This is a genomic window from Fibrobacter sp. UBA3629, from assembly GCF_002374005.1.
Classification (GTDB): Bacteria; Fibrobacterota; Fibrobacteria; order Fibrobacterales; family Fibrobacteraceae; genus Fibrobacter.
On sequence record NZ_DFLC01000002.1, the window covers coordinates 16,890 to 33,620 of the forward strand.

Sequence of the window (16,731 nt, forward strand, 5' to 3'; positions counted from 1 at the left end):
TCGCAATGTTTTCTGCAAAAATATGTGATTTTCATCACGTCTTAATCTTCGCCGTTTTTGGCACGCATGCCAACTTCCGTGCCGGCTTGGACCGCCCCCATTTAACTATATTTGGCGCACTATGGCACTTTGCTTAGAAACAGAACAACTGGAAACCGTCCAGCGCATCCTCTCCCTCCACTTCGAGGGGCTGGAAGTCTGGGCATACGGCCCCCGCCTCACGGGGGTTGACTTGACTCCCGAAACGGAACTCGACCTCGCGGTTATCGCCGAGAGGCCCCTTTCCTTCGAGGCCATGACTGCCGTGGAGAAGGCGTTCGCCGAAAGCGGGCTCCCCTTCCGGGTCGATGTCATCGACTGGGTCAAGCTTCCGGAATCCATGCAGAAACAGATCAAGAAAGAGCACGACGTGGTTCAGGCTGCCGCCGAGGACTAGCGCGGTAAGGTTACGATGAATCGTCTAATTCCATTTTTCCTGGTGGCATCCCTCTGTGCGTCGGCTTTCGCGCAGGGCGAAGTCGCGAAGGCCAAGGCGCTTGTCGGCGAGGGCAAGTGCGCCGAAGCCGTTCCTCTCCTCCAGAAAGTTTCGAAGTCCAGCTTCCGCAAGCACGAGGGCGCCCAGGCGTCCGTCATCCTCACGGAATGCTACCTGCGCGAACACAAGCGCCCCGAAGCCCTCAATCTCGCGTCGAGGTTCCTCGAATACCACGTGTCCTCGGAATACCGCGAGCGCATGGAACTCGCCCGTGCTATCGTGCTTATCGAGCAGGGCTCCGTCTACGACGGTGTCGAGGCCATGCTCCGTATCCTCGCCTATTCCAAGAATCCGGCCGCCCGTAGCCACACCAAGGATGTCGCCATCCAGACACTTGCGGCAAGCCTCCTGAATGCCGACCAGCTGCAGGCGCTCCTCGAAAAGTATCCGGTGGACAAGGACGTGGTGGGCTGGATGCAGCTCCAGATTGGCCGCGAATGCCAGAACGCGAAGCGCTACCGTGCCGCCCGCTACTGGTACAAGAAGGTCGTGAACGGCGGTGTTGCCGAAAACCTCAGCTCTACGGCCCAGCAGGGTCTCGAATCGCTGGACGGTCTCGGTGCCGGCCAGCCCACGGTGCTCGTACTCGCCCCGCTTTCGGGTGACTTTGCGGAATTCGGTGCCGCCGCCGTGCAGGGTGTCTACCTTGCCCACGAGCAGGCCGGCCTCCAGGGGAAGGTCCGCATCCGGATCGCCGATACCCATGCCGATGCGGGCATCGCGCTCATGCGTACGCAGCAGGCCGTGAACCAGGACAGCATTGTCGCCGTCATCGGCCCCATCATGAGCGCTCCGGCGGCAACTGTCGCCGCATGGCTTGGCAGCAACTTCCAGAATATCCCGATGCTTACCCCGACGGCTACCGACGACGGCATCGCGAAGATGGGCCCGAACATCTTCCAGGTGAACATCACTATGGACAACCTCGCCCAGAAGATTGCCGACTTTGCGACCAAGTGTCTCGACATCCGCGAGTTCGCCGTCCTGAGCCCGCTGGGCGATTACGGATCGGCCATGTCCCAGAGCTTTACCCGCGCTGTCGAACGCCGTGGCGGAAGCGTCGTTGCTTTCGGCAGCTACGAGGAAGGGCGCCCTGATTACGCGACCGAGTTCAAGCTTCTGCGCGATGTCCGCTACAAGCAGGAAAACCGCCGCAGGAATATCGCGAAAGGCGCCTCCGACCTTGATGCCGTGAATGCGAACGAGCGTCGCAGGTACCTGGCCGATTCGACGATGAGTATTCCCGGCGTGTTCATCCCGTCGACAAACCCTGGCGATGCGGGCCTCATGGTGGGCCAGGTGGCCTACAACAAGATCAAGGGGACCATGCTCGGGACGTCCGGCTGGTATGGCCGGGAGCTCCTGATCCAGGGCAAGCATCTCGTGGACAGCACCTACTTCAGCGTGCCGGGGCTTGACCTTTCGAGCAACAAGGAAGCCTACGACAAGTTTGCCAAGGCGTTCGAGGAAAAGTGGGGCACCGCCCCTGCCGAGGACAAGGTGAGCGGACTCAGCTACGATGCCGCGAAGATCGTGTTCTCCGGCATTTTGAATAACGTCGAGAGCCTCACCAAGTATATCAATAATGCAGGATCCTTCGAAAGCGTCTATGGCGATATCAAGTTCGTGCGCGGCATGAACACCAACACCAAGGTGGTGACGGTCCGCAAGAGCAAGTTCTACGTGATGAACGGCTGCAACCTTCCCGCAGAGGCGCTCCCTTCCGACAAGAAGGAAGAGAAGAAGGACGACAAGAAGAAATAAATTAGCTGCTGACCGCGTACGCTTGCGTAAGCGCGAGGCGGACTTGATTGCCGAAGTTTTTTTTTAATTACCCTGCGTCGGCGTATTCGTCGTCGAAATCGAAGTTTGTTCCCGCGATGCTCGCCGCCACGAATTCGGCGGATTCCCCGCTGCGGTAATACGAGTAGAGGCTCGCGTCGTCGATGACGGAGTCGAGGGTGAAGCGGCTGACGGTGCTGAGCTCTTCCCTGATGCGGTCCTTGAAGGTCTGGAAGCCGGTGTGGAAGAGGCGGAAGGAGATGGCGGATGTTTTATGGATGAGTCTCATAATTGCCTCCATTCGATTTCGCAATTATTAATTCACGTTTCGTACCGGTCTCGTCCCCTTGTCCGACAGTTGGTGGCACGAATGTTGAAAGCTTGTGAAATTCCTGTTTTTATTATAGATTTTGATTGCGCCCCCGGACCACTCCCGCCGTTTTAATACGATTATCGTAAGATTCGCCCCGTGGCAGAAACTGCCTGTGAAACCCCATGGCGTAACGGGCTGCTGCCGGAGGTAATCTGTTGAATGTCAATAAATTACACTTTCCGTGGAATCTGCGCATGGCGCGCATTGGGCTCCGGCTCCCGCATATTCCACATTGGAATGCGATTTTTGTATCTTTGGCGTGTTATGTCCTTGCGTCCGTTGCTTGTAGCCGCTTTCCTTGCGGTATCCGCCTTTGCCGATGGCCTCTCACTTTCGCTCCCCGCTCCGCTCATGGAACTTGCGGAGAAGGCGACCGAGCGTTCCATGGCCCTGGATTACGGTGGCGCCCTCTCGCTTGCGGGACAGGTGCGCGCGAAGGATGCGGGAGTCGGCTGTGTTCTCGAGAACGTGGTGCTTGTGAGCCGCTACGACGACCTGGGCGATACGCTTTCGCTACAGCGTGCGGGCGCGAACCTCGAGAAATGTTCGTCGTCGGGCCTGTGGGAGGCGCTTCGCAAGTTCGAGATTGGCTACGTGCAGAACGAGACGGGACATTCCGTGAAGGGCGCCATGACGACGCGTTCGGCCGCAAAGCTTTTCGAGGAATCCGCGGAGCTCGAAGCTCGCGCGTTCTACGCCATCTACGCCTACTACGTGGACAAGAGTTTCAGCTGGGTTCCTTTCAAGTCTGACCGCCGCGGCGAATACCTCGCCGTTCTCGATTCCGCGTCGTCATCCTCGAAGCGGTTCTGGCCGTTGTTCCTCACCTCGCTCGTGTGGATGTATTACGACAAGGGCGATTTCAACGCGGGGCTCAAGCTTTCGCTACGCGGGCTTTCCAAGGCGCCGAACCATCCGGTGCTCCTGCAGGTCAAGGCCGACATGCTCTACAAGCTCCGCCGCTACAAGGAAGCCGCCGCCATCTACGAGAAGAGCGCCGCGGATTACAGGTCGCGGACGGGCAAGTCCATCCGCTACTGGTGCGCCGTGATGAACCTCGTACGCATCTATGCCGACCAGGGCGACAGGCAGAAGATGGATGCGTGGCGCAAGGAACTTTCGGATCCGGATTTCGCAAAGTGGCGCGGCTGGATGCCCGCCTCGCTGGTCGACGATCTCGAGTCGCGCGACCTGCTCTAATGTAAAAAATGGCGCGTAAATAACTTTTTACGGCTTGTTTCGGGGGGTATCTCCGTTTTTAGGAATAGAAACCCTAAAAATGGAGAAAATACATGACGCGCAAGAGGCCGTTCCGTCCTTTTTTCTTTGTCGATGGATATACCCTCAAGAAGGTGAACGAGTTCTACAGGTTCTACCATCCTTTCCATTCGCGTATCGATTTCCGTTCGCTCAAGAACTGGGCGCGCCGCGAGGCCGTGCGCCTGTTTTCGCCGCAGGAGAGCTATGCGCTGATGGAATGCCACTATTACCATCCTTACAAGGATCCGGGACGGTGCGCCAAGAGTTACGGGATGCTGTCGTTTATGCGTGAACTCCGGCACGTGGGGTTCCAGGTGCATTTCAACGAGCGCGTGATGGACGGCCTCGGGCCGAACATGGGGCTTTTCAACGACGCCCTTCTCTTTGCGGACTACGGCAGGATGGATGCCGCCGTGCTGCTCAGTACGCAGGGGGAGTTCGCGCAGCTGCCCGATCGCCTGCAGATGAGGGGCATCCCCACGCTGCTCCTGGGCTGGAATTTTTCGTATCCGAAGGATGACCGCATCGTCCGCTGGAAGACGGATTCCGGGCTCATGGAAACGAGCACCTACTACGTGACGATGGACCGGGTGGCGGAACGGAACGCTCCCTATTATGCGGCTCCGGGATGCCTGTTCGGTAGCCGTGTGATTGTGCCATAAAAAAGCCCCGCGGATTGCGGGACTTTAGTTTGTTTGTAAAATCGTGCTCGGGGGATTAGAGCTTGTCTGCCTGCTTGCGTTCCCAGTCGCTCATGAATGTCCAGGTGAGGCGGAGACCGACAAACCATGTGTCGCCGCAGTTGTCGGTGTCGTAGGCGTAGTTCGTGAGTCTCTTGCCTTCGACTTCGAGCTCGTTATAGTCGATGTAGCGGTAGCCGCCGTAGATGCCGATGCCGAAGGGCCCGAATTCCAGGCGGAACTCGAGTTCGGCGGCAAGGGAGAGCGCCATGGTGCTGTAGTAGCGGTCGCGCATCTTTACCACGTTGGAACTGGACTGGTCCTTGATGTCGAAGATGGAGGCCATGTGGAAGTTGATGAGGTTGAAGCCGAAGCCGACCGAGGGAATCAGGTTGATGAAGGTGTTCTCGCCGAAGAGCTTCCAGCCGAACATCCAGTCGGCGCCGTAGGTGAACCACTTGACGTCGAACAGGGGCATTTTCGCGCTATTGCCGCTTTCGGAAGAGACGGTGTAGGTATCGGAGGACTTCTCGGAAATCTGGGTCGGCATGAAGTTGATGTTGAACCAGGTGAGGAACTGCTTGTACTGGGCACCGATGTTCACGTGCAGCCCGATGTACCAGTTGTCGAATTGCGGATACGAGAACGTGCCGGAGAAGTGTTCCGTCGTGGTGGCCGAGTCGTTGGCCTTGAGCTCGTGGCCGTCGTTCCAGAAGGCTGTCGAGTTCACGTATTTCTGGAATGCGTCCAGCATGCCGCGGTAGTCACCGCCGATGGAGATGAATCCACGGATGTGGTCCTTTTCGTAGAAACCGGTTTCGGCATCTGCGAATGCGCTTGTTGAAAATGTAAGGGCGCACAGGAGGGCGACCAAGTAAACTATCTTTGTCTTCATACAAGACTCCTAAAAAGGAAATTCCGAGTTATAAAATACATTATCTTTGGCGAATGTGCAGGGAAAATTTTCATAAGATGTTAAAAATCAACGATTTACGTGCATTTTTTTGCTCGTTCCTGGGGTGCCGGTTGGGCTTCCCCCGTTTTTTTTGCCTCGGACTTCTGGTTTTGAGCGCCGCGCTCGCGGGTTGTGGGACCGGCGAACGTGATGGCGATCGGGGTGCTGCCGAAGGCGATGCCCAGGCGGCACCGGTTCCGCAGCCGAGGCCCCTGCCGCAGGCCTGCGCGGAGGCTCCGGAGTATTTCAACTCGATGAGCCGCCTGTTGCGGATGGGAAGGCTCTGCGGCGTCGACGTGACGGAAATCCGTGCCATTGTCGGTCGCGACACCGTCGTGAAGCGTTTCGTGATGCTCGATTCCGCCGAGGCTGCGGGCGACGGTTCCGACTTGCACAGGCGCCGCTTCCCCGTGGGGTGGACGGACGCGACCGTCTTGCGGCTGCCTATCCGTAAGGTGGTGGCGCTCTCCTCGACGCATATCGGTTACCTTGTCCGCCTTGGCGCTGCCGACCGCATTGTGGCTGTGGGCGAAGGCGACTATGTTGCGGACAGCGCCCTGTATGCCCGCGTGGCTTCCGGTGCGGTGGCCGAGGTCGGGAACGGCCCCTCGATTTCGCTCGAGAAGGTGGTGGCGCTTGAACCCGACCTGGTGATGACTTTTGCTACGGGCGGCAGCAACGACGACTACGAGAGGCTCGGTGCCCTCGGGCTCCCGCTGATGCTCACTTCCGAATGGCAGGAGTCCGATCCGGTGGCCAAGGCGGAATGGATTAACTTGTTCGTCAAGCTCTTTGACCTGGACGACCGCAGCAAATCGGGACTTTCGCTCTTTGGCGATATCCGCGTGGGCTACCTCATGGAGACTTTCGAGATAATGCAGTTTTTGGGACGGATGGGGGATGTCAAGGTATCGCCCGATACGCTTCCCGCATCGAGGAAGAAAGCCGCGAAGGCTCCGGGAGCGAAGCGCTGCGTGCGCGTGCTTGCGGGCATGGCTTACGGCGGCGTGTGGCATGCCCCGGGCGCGGACAGCTACACGGCGCGGCTCATCAGGGACGCGGGCGGCTGCTACCTGTGGGATTCCGAGGCGGGCAGCGAATTGCGCCTCCCGCTCGAGAAGGTGCTTGCCGTCGCGGACAGCGCCGACGTGTGGGTGAACCCCGGGATGTTCTCCTCGCCCAAGGAGATGCTCGCCGCCGAACCCCGGATCAAGAAGATCCGTGCGTTCAGGAACAGGAAGGTGTTCCAGAACGACGCCCGCAGGGGGCCGGGCGGCGGCAACGACTTCTTCGAAAGCGCCCCGACGCGCCCGGTGGAGCTCCTGTGGAACATGGCGAGGTGCTTTTACCCCGACATTCCGGCCCCAAAGAACATAAATTCGGTGGACACCACTTACAAGTGGTATAGAAATATTTATAATTTTTGATTATGATGAAGACTCCTACAGGTATTGGCGGTTGGATTGCTTCCAGCTACGAGGCGCGGGTTCCGTTCTTGCAGCAGGTGCCGCGTGAATGTGCCGACTTTTTACTTTTGAATGCCCAGATTCGCGAATATGACGCTGGCGAAATCATTATCCAGGGCGGCGTGGAAGGACAGTCCTTCTGCGTGATGCAGAGTGGGCGCGCCGAGGTGTGCGGCCAGATTCTGCCCGATGGGCACTACAGCGTGCTCGCCTACATCGAGAGCGGCGCATGCTTCGCCGAGATGTCCATCCTCTGCAACGAGCTTACGAGCAATACGATTATCGCGGCCGAGGACGGCTGCACGGTGCTCCACATCCCGAAGGCCGAATTCGTGAAGTTCCTCGACAAGAACCCGAATATCATGGTGTTTTTGTACAAGGTGGTGTGCGACAGCCTCCGCGCGAAGAACAAGGCGTTCGACGAGTTCCAGCGCCTCTCGCTCCTTGCATCGGGCAAGGTGCTCCCGTTTATCGATTTCGCGCAGACCATGGAAAAGAGCCGCATCACGGGTACGGTGATTTGTGAATCCGGACAGGGCAAGGGCTTTGTCGCGTTCCAGGACGGCCGCATCTGCTGTGCCAAGTGCGGCAAACTGGCAGGGCCGGATGCGCTTGAGGAAATCCTTGCGTGGGGCGACGACTCCATGTACAAGCTCGATACGCACCTGATGCCCGAGACGACGAACATCAACCAGATGGCCGATACCACGAGCCTTATCCTGGATGCTCTCAGAAATATTGATGAAAAACAAGGTGCCCGTAAATAGGGCAAAACAAAATGCCCGACTCTAGGGCAAAGGAAAAAAGATGAATTACGCAGACGCAGGAGTTTCTCTGGCCAGGGCCGACGAGGCGATGGTCGGTGTCAAGAAATCCGTACGTACTACATTCAATCAGGGCGTTCTAGGCGACGTCGGCAATTTCGGCGGCCTCTTCACGCTCAACCACCTCGGCATGAAGGACCCTGTCCTCGTGAGTTCCGTCGACGGCGTGGGCACGAAGCTCAAGGTCGATATCGAGATGGGCACGCACGAACTGCCGGGCCAGGACATCGTGAACCACTGCTGCGACGATATCCTCGTGCAGGGTGCACGTCCGCTGTTCTTCTTGGACTACGTGGCTACGGGCCGCCTGGAACCGGGTGTCATGGACAAGCTTGTTGCCGGTATGGCCAAGGCCTGCCGCGAGAACGACCTCGTGCTCATCGGCGGCGAGACTGCCGAAATGCCGGGCTTCTACGGTCCGGGCGACTACGACATCTCCGGCACCATCGTGGGTGTCGTGGAACGCGAGAACATCATTGACGGCAAGAAGATCAAGCCGGGTACCATCATCCTCGGTCTGCCTTCTACCGGTTTGCATACAAACGGCTATTCGCTCGCCCGCAAGGTGCTCTTCGACGTGGCAGGCTACAAGGTCGACACCATGGTCGACGGCATGGACAAGTCCATCGGCGAAGCGCTCGCGATGCCGCACAGGAGTTACTACCCGAGTCTCATCGACCTCTGCAACAAGAAGATTATCCAGGGCCTCGCCCATATCACGGGTTCGGGCTACCAGGGCAACATCCCGCGCATCCTCCCGGACAACGTCGACGTGATTATCGACCGCACCACGTGGGACCCGCCGATGATCTTCAAACTCATCCAGCAGGCAGGCTCCGTCGAGAAGGACGAGATGTACAATACCTTCAACATGGGTATGGGCATGCTCATCTTCATCGACCCGGCAGACAAGGCCGAAGTCGTTGCACACCTCGAAGCCAAGGGCGAGAAGTGGACGCAGATCGGTGAAGTCGTTGCCGGCACCAAGCAGGTGAAGTTCCGCGACTAATCGCGCTTCTGCATCGTCGCTCTCACGATTCTAAATCGTCACCCTCGATATTTTATATCGTCACCCTCGCGAAGGCGAGGGTCTTTTTTTGTGGCGAAAAGTCGCACAATCCTGTGAGATGACGCACGTTCGGGCACAGTTTGGGAACATTAATATGTTCCAAATAACTTTTTTTCGTGCATGAGCGGTGCCATAAATATATTTTTAAAGTCAAAAGTGAAAAGGAGACCTATGAAAAAGAAGGTTTTGAACGTTGTGGTGGCGATGGGTGTCGCCGCTGTTTTTTCGGCATGTGGTGACGACCCTGCAGGCCCGGCTCCCGGCCCGACATCTTCGACTTCGAACGACCCGTGCGCAAATGTCACGGTTCTTTCCGATGCATGGCTTTTCAATGCGGACAAGGCTTACTTGATTTATCCGGACGGCAGGGTGACCGATGCTGCCGGGAATGTCGTCGCGCAGTTTGTCGATGGCAATGTCGTTGGCGTTGACGGTGGGCAGATTGCTACGGGTGTCGATGTCGGTGCGCTCCAGGTTTGCCAGGTGCAGCCGGTCGGTTCCAGCGCGGACGCTGTTGACCCGAACTCCAGCACAGGAGCCATTGACCCGACCTCGAGCGACGCCATGCTCCCCGGTTCCAGTGCGGGGATTGTCGATCCGAATTCGAGCGATGCCGTGAATCCCGGTTCTAGCGCGTCCGTGGATCCTGAGTCGAGTGCGGAAGTGGTCCCCGAAAGCTCGAGCAGCGTCAAGAATTCTGGCAACCCCGAAGAGGATATCAAGAACTATCCCGTGCCCACGCTCAAGAACATTCTCGGTAACGGTACCAGCGGCTGGAATACCCGCTACTGGGATGCCTGCAAGCCCCACTGCTCCCAGACGAGTACCGATGGCGCAGAAGGCAAGCCTGTAATCAATTCTCAGGCAGAATATGAGGCTAGCCACTACACGGCACGTGTCTGCAATATTCACGATATTGAAATTCCGACCTTCACTTACAGCAAGGGCCTGGAACGTTACTGGATCGGTTTCCAGAATACTCCTAACGCATGCGACGAAGCCCAGCCTGCAACGGGCGGCGGCTTTACTTGCACCGACATGGCTCCGGTGGCTGTGAACGACACGTTGGCATACGCCTTCGTTGCCGGCAGTGCCTCGACAACCTCTTGCGGTAAGTGCTTCCACTTGCAGTATGACGGTTCCTTCAAGGATGCCAGCGGGACTAACGCTCCCAAGGAAACCCACAAGGCGCTCAAGGGCAAGCACATCATCGTCATGGCGTCCAATATCGGTCACGACGTGAAGCCTGGCCAGTTCGACCTCATGGTACCGGGCGGTGGTCCGGGCATCTTCAATGCGCTCAACCTCATGATCGACCGCAACGATATTGAATGGGGTGCCCAGTACGGTGGTTTCTTGACATATTGCCAGCAGAAACTCGGCTATGACAAGGGCCTCACGGATTATCAGTCCTGCGTTACGGAAATGTGTAATGCGGCCTTCGGTGATTCCAAGTACCCGAACCTGCTCCGCGGTTGCCTCTGGTTCTCCAATTGGTACATGGCTGCCGACAATCCGACCTACCAGTGGGAAGAAGTCGAATGCCCGCAGTACTTGCTTGACAAGTATTCTACGACCATCAGCACTTCCATTGAAACCAATATCCTCTTCCAGTCCGACTGGTCCAAGTACAAGGGCGGAGACTTTATCACTACGGATGCCTGCAGCAAGACCCCGAATGCACAGGGCGAATACTGCAATCCGGAACAGTTGGCTGCTGACAAGGCCAAGACGTACTAGTCCTTCGCTCCGTAAAGAGGTGCTATGAAACGTAAACTGTTCAAGTCGATAGTTGCGGCCGGTGCGGTCGCCATGGTTTGCGCTTGCGGAGACGATCCGTCGTCTCCGGATAATCAGCAGCCCGGCTTCTCGAGCGCGGTAATCGACCCGACGTCCAGCGCGGTTGTCGGCCCGAACTCCAGTGGCTCCGTGAATTTCGGCTCGAGCGGTATGGAGAATCCTGGTTCGTCCGCGAATCCGGATAATCCGCTATCGAGCGGTACGGTTATTCCGGGTTCCAGTGCCGGAGTGGCTCCTGAAGGTTCCAGCAGTTCCGCGAATACGGAACCGGAACTTGACGCGAACGGTTTCCCGACTCTTGAATCTTACGGGCCTCCTCCGGCCGAATACACCAAGGACATCAGCGCTACGGCAAAACGCGGTTGGAATACCCGTTACTGGGACGCCTGCAAGCCGCACTGTTCCTGGCTTAAGGAAAGTTCGAGCGACAAGACTCGTGCCGATACTTCTTCTGACGAGGCGTACCTTGCCGAATTTGCCACTGCGCGCAACTGCAACATTCACGATGTCGAAGTCCCTACCTTTACCGTGGGTAACGTGTCAAAGGCTTGGCGCAGTTACGAAGGCACGCGCAGCGCCTGCGGCGAAGAAAAGGAAAAGGGCGTGTTCACCTGCACCGACATGGCGCCGATTGCCGTGAACGATACTCTTTCCTATGCATACGTGGCGGGCACTGCCGACAGCAAGTGCGGCAAGTGCTATCACTTGCAGTACGACGGCCACTTTAAGGATGAGTTCGAGAATAACCCGCCCAAGGCGACCCATAAGGCGCTCAAGGGAAAACACCTGGTGGTGATGGCCTCCAATATCGGTAACGATGTGGCGGGCGGTGACGCCAAGTTGCCTGCGGGCCAGTTCGACTTGATGGTCCCGGGCGGTGGCGTGGGCGCCTTTGACGCTCTCTCTACCCAGGTGAACAAGGGTGCCGGCTTTAACTGGGGCGCGGGCTTTGGCGGGTTCCTTACGGAATGCCAGAAAAACACGAACTGCGGCACCGAGGGCTCCCTGGAATGTTACCAGACGTGCGTGAAGGACATGTGCAACGCGGCCTTCGGCGATGCCGGCCTCCCGAACCTGTTGCGCGGTTGCCACTGGTTTGCTGACTGGTACATGGCTGCGGACAATCCGACCTACTACATCGAGGAAGTTGAATGCCCGCAGTACTTGATCGACCATTACATGACCCGATACAACACTTCTTTGGAAAACAACTACAGGAAGGTTGAGGACTGGTCCACTTTCAAGAAAGGCGACGTGCTTGACACACTCCATTGCTGGAAGGCGGGCGAGGCTCCCCCGGAAGAGGGCTGGGTAAATCCGAGCGCCGGTTGCGAAATTCCGTAAGCTTGAAAAAATTTGGATGAAGTCCCGTGCGTGCGCGGGGCTTTTCTGTATTCTATCCTTGTTTTTTGCTGGATTATCACTAATTGTAAATTAAGTTATTGGCAAATGGATTCTTTGACTTTATATTACGGAACATGAGAGTGTTGAAAGCTGTTGTTTGTGTATTGCTTGCCTTGAGCCTCGTGGGTTGCGCCATGAGCAGGAACCCGAACCCCATGATTCGTTATGGGGTGAATACTGGTGCTGCTTTGGCGGGTCCGGGCCTTGTCGCCTTGTGCGTGGGCGGGGCCGTGGCGGAAGAAACTGGTTCGGATTCAGAATGGGGTGAGCTTGCCTTTTGGGGAATTGCTGCCGCTGCCGGCGGTTTTGTTGTGGGCGCCGTATTGGGCGGGACGGTAGGCTTTTTCAAGTGGATGTTTAACGGGTTTAAAGACGACAATGTTGATTCGGCTTACGACTTGCCAGAAGAAATCATGCCGCCTGCTGAGTGACGTGCTCGACACGCTCCATTGCTGGAAGGCGGGCGCGGGGCTTTTTTGCGACGGATTTTCTATCTTTGTCTCCGGATTTTTTATGACCTTTGAGGAGTAGGACTATGGCATCGGAAAATGCGATTATCGAGCGTGCTGAAATGTATCTGCGGAAACTTTCTTGCGGAGTGAATCCGCTGACGGACGAGATATTGCCCGAAGGAGATTCCTGCCGCCAGGAGCGCATCTGCAAGTGCCTTGCCTATGTCGCCTCCCTGTTGCAGCAGCGCCTGAACCACGACGAGGTGGCCCCGGTGCAGGAACTTCCGCGCAAGCAGCAGGTACCGCGTGCGCAAAAGCAGATGCCTTCGCTGAAGGAACTCGCCATCGATTCCGAGATGCTTTCGCATTACCGCTTTTTCGACTACCCTGTTTCTATCTCGCGCGTGGTGCGTAACGTGAACGAGCTCCTGCCGAGGGGCATGAATACGCTCGCCTATGCCGACGTGGCGAACTTCCTGGTACAGGAGGGAATCCTTTCGCGCCAGGAGACGGAAAACGGCAAGGAAGCGAACCTGCCGACGGCCCTCGGCGAAAGCTACGGCTTCGAGAAGGGTGAATCCGAACTCCGCGGACACCACAACATCTACACGCAGTGCTGGCAGCGCGCGCAGCAGTTTATCCTCGACAATATCCAGAAGTGTGTCGCTATCGCGAACGAACGCATCGCCCGTATGGGGGATGCTCCCGTGAAGGAACGCCCCGCCCGCAGGGAAAAGCAGAAGTTCCATCTGGATGGTGAACAGCTCGCGAAATATCCCGCCGACGAGACTGCCGTTCCCGTGAGCGAGATTGCGCGGCGCCTCAATGCGCTCCTGGAACCGGAAGGGGACATCGCGAAGATATACTACAAGACGATCCGTGACTGGTATGTGTCGGAAGGCTACCTTGAATTCAGGAACAACGGCGATGGGAAACCCGCGTTCCTCCCGACCGAGAAGGGCTCCGTGGCGGGGCTCCTCGTGGAATCGAGGACGGCATACAATGGTGAAATCTACGACGTGGTCATGTACGACCAGCCGGCCCAGAGGCTCTTCCTGGATTACCTGAGTCGCGCGGGCGGCTCTATGGAATTAGCCGTAGAGGAAGCCGAGGGTGACGGCCACGGCGGTTAACAGCACAATCTGCCTTACGATGTGAAGCTCGTGGGAATTCATGGGCATAAAATACAAAGTTGACCTCCAAAAGGCCAACTCCGTAAGCAATGAATAATTTTCGGGGTGCGGAAGTGTGATTTCCCGCATGTTTTTTGCGCTTTTTAGGAATTCGGAACTTGCCGGGGCGTAGCAGAAGCCTCCGCTATAGTTTTTGCCGACGCACAGGTGCTGGTAATCCCTGGTGTTGGTTTTGCGGCCCTCCTCGAGTTCCGCCCATTCCTTGAGCGATGGCAGGTGGAACCCTTCCGGGCATGCCTTCTGGGCTCCGTCCCAGTTTACCTTCCGTAGGGGAATCCGCATTGTCGACCATCCAGGTCTGGTTCCCGATGGTGGCGCATCCGGCCAGCAGGAGCGCCGCTAACGCGGATATGGCCCGGAAAAATTTCATGGAGACTTAGTTGGTGCCGCTATTGAGTCCCTTGACGGGCACGAGGGTCTGCTTGCCGTCGGCGCCGATGACCACGGCGATGCCGGCGAGGTAGTTGATCCAATGGCGGTCTTCGAAATAGCGGAGCCCGATTTTCCTGTTGGAGATGGAGATCACGAGCGGGACGAGGAACTGGTCATGCGAGCACACGACGCTGATGCGGCTTTTCTTCGAGATGACGCCCACCAGGAAGTCGTCGACAAACTGCTTGGTACGTTCGTCCAGGTCGTAGAAGGCGTCGGCATATTCGCCGTTGTATGCCCAGCCCGTGGTCACCATGTAGTTCATGTCGGTGCCCTGGGACTTGTATTCGTCGTACTTCGCGTTGTCCTTGATGTACCAGCTGCCGTTGAGGATGGGGTAGGCGTCGTGGACAAATTCGGTTTCTCCGCGGCCGACGGCGATGTTCTCGAGGGTTTCGCGCGTGCGGACGTATTCGGAGTGGGCGTAGTAGGCGCCTTCGGCGGATGCAATCTTTTCGCCTACGCTACGGGCCTGGTAAATGCCTACGTCGGTCAGGTGGGAGGTGCGTCCGGAACTTGCTTGCCTGTCGGCATGGCGCAACACGAACACGACCTTGTCGTCGGCTTTCAGGGAGGCGAAAACTTTGTTGATGCTGACGAAGGTGGAACCGAAATCGGCGGCGGTCGGGTCGTAGGCGCTCTCGTCGGTATCGTAGAAGATGGGGCCCGCGTAGGTGGTGTCGCAGTAGACGGCGTCGCCCTTGCCGTCTTCGAGGGGCTTCACGGTGCAGGTCGTCTTGTAAGAAGGTTCATCGACGTCCGTCCCTACGGCATAGGGATCGACGGGGGTAGCTGCGGAGGATTCGGGCTGCAGTGCGACCGACGAACTGCTCTCCGTCGGGCTCTGCGTCGCGGAGTCGGAAGAGCCGGTCTGGCTATCCGGGCTGGTGGAGGATGTTTCCGCGGCGGTGGAACTCTGGGGCTGGTTGCTGTCGGAACTTGTGGTCGGGGCGCTCGGCGAATCGTCGCCGCAGGCCGACAGGGAAAGCGCGAGACATGCGGTTGCTGCAAGGTAGGACAGTTTCATATGGAACCTCTCGGGTAGATCTCTACTTGTATTTACTTTGAAAAATACATAAAAAAATAAAGGAGGGGTATTTTTTTGCCCATTTTACCCTCCAAAAACCGATAAAGTGCAAAAACTGCTGAGGAACGTTATTGCGGAAAATGTCCCCTGAATCTATATTTTGAGTAAATGAAATGGTTAGGATGCATAATCGGGTGCCTCGCCCTTGCGCTGTCTGTCGCCTGTTCGGACGATATCAGTTCTATCGACCCGGATAGCGAGGGAACGCAAAATAAATGGCTGACGTTCAGTGCCATGGTATCCTTCGATAAGCAAATCCATCATGATTCGGTAACCTTGACCCTGCTGGATTCGTCCTTGACCGAAATCCGGACATACCCGATGATTCCCAGCACCATGCTGTATTACGAATCGTACCAAACGGAGCCGCTGAGGCTGCCGAAGACGACTCCGGTTCCCTATGTCAAGATAACCTTGCATACCTCCGCTTCCATCCACGGCAAAAAGGCGAAACTGTTGTTCTCGCGGTTTGCGTCGGTCGACGAATATGCGCCGGCGCTCAATATTTATACGGCGCTGGCCGCGAAACCCATAAGGCGCCTGATGCTGTCGGATTCCCTGTCTCTCGATTCCGCGACTGCGCTCGCCTACGCAGGTATCGACGATTTTTTCGGTATCGAGAATTACAACTTCGAAAGCGGGTATTTCACAAACAGCCCCGAGTATTTGCTGCCCTATGTCTACTGCCGCTACTTCATTTCGGATTCCATATTCTACAGCGATTTCCACGAGCTCGAAGACGCCATCGACAGGGGGGAATGGGGCGATACGCTTTTCCGCGTGCGCGCCGCCGACGCCTTGATGCGCTACTACGACAAGGGCGGATGGATTGACGCCCGTGGCATGGAGCTTCTAACCAACGGTTACAATTCCCCTATAATAAATTTCCGCGAAAATGCACTCGGAATTGAATCCTGCTCCATCGAACGGAGCGGGGACACGATTGCCATTGCGAACCGCCGGAGCGAATTCTATGACAGCGTGCTCGTATGCGACTATACAGGCAACAATATCATGAACCCCAAGATTCCCTACTGGCGGCGCATCACCCCCGACGAACGAAAATACGGGTACTGCATTAACGGCAAGGAAACCCTCATCGAAAAGGATTCGACATTCTACCTTTGCAGCGGGAACGGCTGGCAAGAAGTCAATGACATGAACACCGTGCTCAAGTCCATATACAAGGAATGCTACAGGTGGAACCAGCAAAGCATCTGCGAATTCAGGGGCACGCCATACATCTGCAGTTCCTACCTGTATATCGATTCGACATACGCCAGCATGGGCTACACGGAAGAAAAGACAGGATACGCCTGGATGAACGACACCGCGGCCATAAACAAATACTATCCTGAAGGTATTCCGGATACGATTGTCAAGGTCGAATACAGCGAGGAACCATGAGGATGTTCCGGG

16 protein-coding genes are annotated in these 16,731 nt (G+C 56.9%); 12 read left to right on the plus strand and 4 right to left on the minus strand.

Annotation, left to right across the window (positions count from 1 at the left end; genetic code table 11):
* The first annotated feature begins 121 nt into the window (after positions 1-121).
* Together B2310_RS00315 and B2310_RS00320 are read left to right on the plus strand one after the other, a co-directional pair.
* Entirely contained in the window at positions 122-436 is a 315-nt protein-coding gene (locus B2310_RS00315; RefSeq protein WP_173366768.1) for a nucleotidyltransferase domain-containing protein, read from the plus strand.
* A gap of 42 nt (positions 437-478) precedes the next feature.
* Positions 479-2,299: a penicillin-binding protein activator gene (locus B2310_RS00320; protein ID WP_290727844.1), complete on the plus strand. Its 1,821-nt coding sequence runs from the start codon at positions 479-481 to the stop codon at positions 2,297-2,299.
* A gap of 67 nt (positions 2,300-2,366) precedes the next feature.
* Here B2310_RS00320 and B2310_RS00325 read toward each other — a convergent pair whose 3' ends face one another.
* Positions 2,367-2,606, minus strand: a complete 240-nt coding sequence (locus B2310_RS00325) for a hypothetical protein (protein WP_290722913.1) — start codon at positions 2,604-2,606, stop codon at positions 2,367-2,369.
* 348 nt (positions 2,607-2,954) lie between these two features.
* Between B2310_RS00325 and B2310_RS00330 the strand changes: the two genes are divergently transcribed.
* Positions 2,955-3,890: a tetratricopeptide repeat protein gene (locus B2310_RS00330; RefSeq protein ID WP_290727846.1), complete on the plus strand. Its 936-nt coding sequence runs from the start codon at positions 2,955-2,957 to the stop codon at positions 3,888-3,890.
* 92 nt (positions 3,891-3,982) lie between these two features.
* Positions 3,983-4,612, plus strand: coding sequence for an NYN domain-containing protein (locus B2310_RS00335; RefSeq protein ID WP_173366771.1), 630 nt, complete (start codon positions 3,983-3,985; stop codon positions 4,610-4,612).
* A 55-nt stretch (positions 4,613-4,667) separates the two neighbouring features.
* On the opposite strand, the gene B2310_RS00340 is transcribed toward B2310_RS00335, so the two are convergent.
* Positions 4,668-5,525 carry a hypothetical protein gene (locus B2310_RS00340; RefSeq protein ID WP_173381714.1) on the minus strand — a complete coding sequence of 286 codons (858 nt, stop codon included), beginning with the start codon at positions 5,523-5,525 and terminating at the stop codon, positions 4,668-4,670.
* Positions 5,526-5,695: 170 nt separating this feature from the next.
* Here B2310_RS00340 and B2310_RS00345 point away from each other — a divergent pair, with 170 nt between their 5' ends.
* The 7 genes from B2310_RS00345 to B2310_RS00375 all read left to right on the plus strand — a co-directional run bounded on the left by B2310_RS00345 (position 5,696) and on the right by B2310_RS00375 (position 13,733).
* Complete coding sequence (locus B2310_RS00345) at positions 5,696-7,012, plus strand: ABC transporter substrate-binding protein (protein WP_290722905.1); 1,317 nt, start codon at positions 5,696-5,698, stop codon at positions 7,010-7,012.
* 2 nt (positions 7,013-7,014) lie between these two features.
* Positions 7,015-7,818 carry a cyclic nucleotide-binding domain-containing protein gene (locus B2310_RS00350; RefSeq protein WP_290722903.1) on the plus strand — a complete coding sequence of 268 codons (804 nt, stop codon included), beginning with the start codon at positions 7,015-7,017 and terminating at the stop codon, positions 7,816-7,818.
* Positions 7,819-7,858: 40 nt separating this feature from the next.
* Positions 7,859-8,884: a phosphoribosylformylglycinamidine cyclo-ligase gene (purM, locus tag B2310_RS00355; RefSeq protein WP_173381712.1), complete on the plus strand. Its 1,026-nt coding sequence runs from the start codon at positions 7,859-7,861 to the stop codon at positions 8,882-8,884.
* A gap of 231 nt (positions 8,885-9,115) precedes the next feature.
* Entirely contained in the window at positions 9,116-10,684 is a 1,569-nt protein-coding gene (locus B2310_RS00360) for a glycosyl hydrolase family 5 (RefSeq protein ID WP_290727848.1), read from the plus strand.
* A 24-nt stretch (positions 10,685-10,708) separates the two neighbouring features.
* On the plus strand, positions 10,709-12,088 hold the full coding sequence (locus tag B2310_RS00365; protein ID WP_290727850.1) for a glycosyl hydrolase family 5: 1,380 nt from the start codon (positions 10,709-10,711) through the stop codon (positions 12,086-12,088).
* Positions 12,089-12,222: 134 nt separating this feature from the next.
* Positions 12,223-12,579 carry a hypothetical protein gene (locus tag B2310_RS00370; protein WP_173381710.1) on the plus strand — a complete coding sequence of 119 codons (357 nt, stop codon included), beginning with the start codon at positions 12,223-12,225 and terminating at the stop codon, positions 12,577-12,579.
* A gap of 104 nt (positions 12,580-12,683) precedes the next feature.
* Positions 12,684-13,733 (plus strand): hypothetical protein, encoded by a 1,050-nt coding sequence (locus B2310_RS00375; RefSeq protein ID WP_290727852.1) that lies wholly within the window; start codon positions 12,684-12,686, stop codon positions 13,731-13,733.
* Here B2310_RS00375 and B2310_RS00380 read toward each other — a convergent pair.
* Entirely contained in the window at positions 13,692-14,075 is a 384-nt protein-coding gene (locus B2310_RS00380; RefSeq protein ID WP_290727854.1) for a hypothetical protein, read from the minus strand. The genes B2310_RS00375 and B2310_RS00380 overlap by 42 nt on opposite strands.
* Positions 14,076-14,169: 94 nt before the next feature.
* On the minus strand, positions 14,170-15,252 hold the full coding sequence (locus B2310_RS00385) for a histidine phosphatase family protein (RefSeq protein WP_290727856.1): 1,083 nt from the start codon (positions 15,250-15,252) through the stop codon (positions 14,170-14,172).
* A gap of 168 nt (positions 15,253-15,420) precedes the next feature.
* Here B2310_RS00385 and B2310_RS00390 point away from each other — a divergent pair, with 168 nt between their 5' ends.
* Positions 15,421-16,719 carry a hypothetical protein gene (locus B2310_RS00390; protein WP_290727858.1) on the plus strand — a complete coding sequence of 433 codons (1,299 nt, stop codon included), beginning with the start codon at positions 15,421-15,423 and terminating at the stop codon, positions 16,717-16,719.
* The last annotated feature ends 12 nt before the right edge of the window (positions 16,720-16,731 follow it).

Bases quoted from the DNA above. Each gene is read 5' to 3' on its own strand.
- B2310_RS00315 (WP_173366768.1), top strand. From the start codon at position 122: ATGGCACTTTGCTTAGAAACAGAACAACTGGAAACCGTCCAGCGCATC.
- B2310_RS00335 (WP_173366771.1), top strand. From the start codon at position 3,983: ATGACGCGCAAGAGGCCGTTCCGTCCTTTTTTCTTTGTCGATGGATAT.
- B2310_RS00370 (WP_173381710.1), top strand. From the start codon at position 12,223: ATGAGAGTGTTGAAAGCTGTTGTTTGTGTATTGCTTGCCTTGAGCCTC.
- B2310_RS00390 (WP_290727858.1), top strand. From the start codon at position 15,421: ATGAAATGGTTAGGATGCATAATCGGGTGCCTCGCCCTTGCGCTGTCT.
- purM (WP_173381712.1), top strand. From the start codon at position 7,859: ATGAATTACGCAGACGCAGGAGTTTCTCTGGCCAGGGCCGACGAGGCG.
- B2310_RS00350 (WP_290722903.1), top strand. From the start codon at position 7,015: ATGATGAAGACTCCTACAGGTATTGGCGGTTGGATTGCTTCCAGCTAC.
- B2310_RS00360 (WP_290727848.1), top strand. From the start codon at position 9,116: ATGAAAAAGAAGGTTTTGAACGTTGTGGTGGCGATGGGTGTCGCCGCT.
- B2310_RS00340 (WP_173381714.1), bottom strand. From the start codon at position 5,525: ATGAAGACAAAGATAGTTTACTTGGTCGCCCTCCTGTGCGCCCTTACA.
- B2310_RS00380 (WP_290727854.1), bottom strand. From the start codon at position 14,075: ATGCGGATTCCCCTACGGAAGGTAAACTGGGACGGAGCCCAGAAGGCA.
- B2310_RS00375 (WP_290727852.1), top strand. From the start codon at position 12,684: ATGGCATCGGAAAATGCGATTATCGAGCGTGCTGAAATGTATCTGCGG.
- B2310_RS00385 (WP_290727856.1), bottom strand. From the start codon at position 15,252: ATGAAACTGTCCTACCTTGCAGCAACCGCATGTCTCGCGCTTTCCCTG.
- B2310_RS00325 (WP_290722913.1), bottom strand. From the start codon at position 2,606: ATGAGACTCATCCATAAAACATCCGCCATCTCCTTCCGCCTCTTCCAC.
- B2310_RS00330 (WP_290727846.1), top strand. From the start codon at position 2,955: ATGTCCTTGCGTCCGTTGCTTGTAGCCGCTTTCCTTGCGGTATCCGCC.
- B2310_RS00365 (WP_290727850.1), top strand. From the start codon at position 10,709: ATGAAACGTAAACTGTTCAAGTCGATAGTTGCGGCCGGTGCGGTCGCC.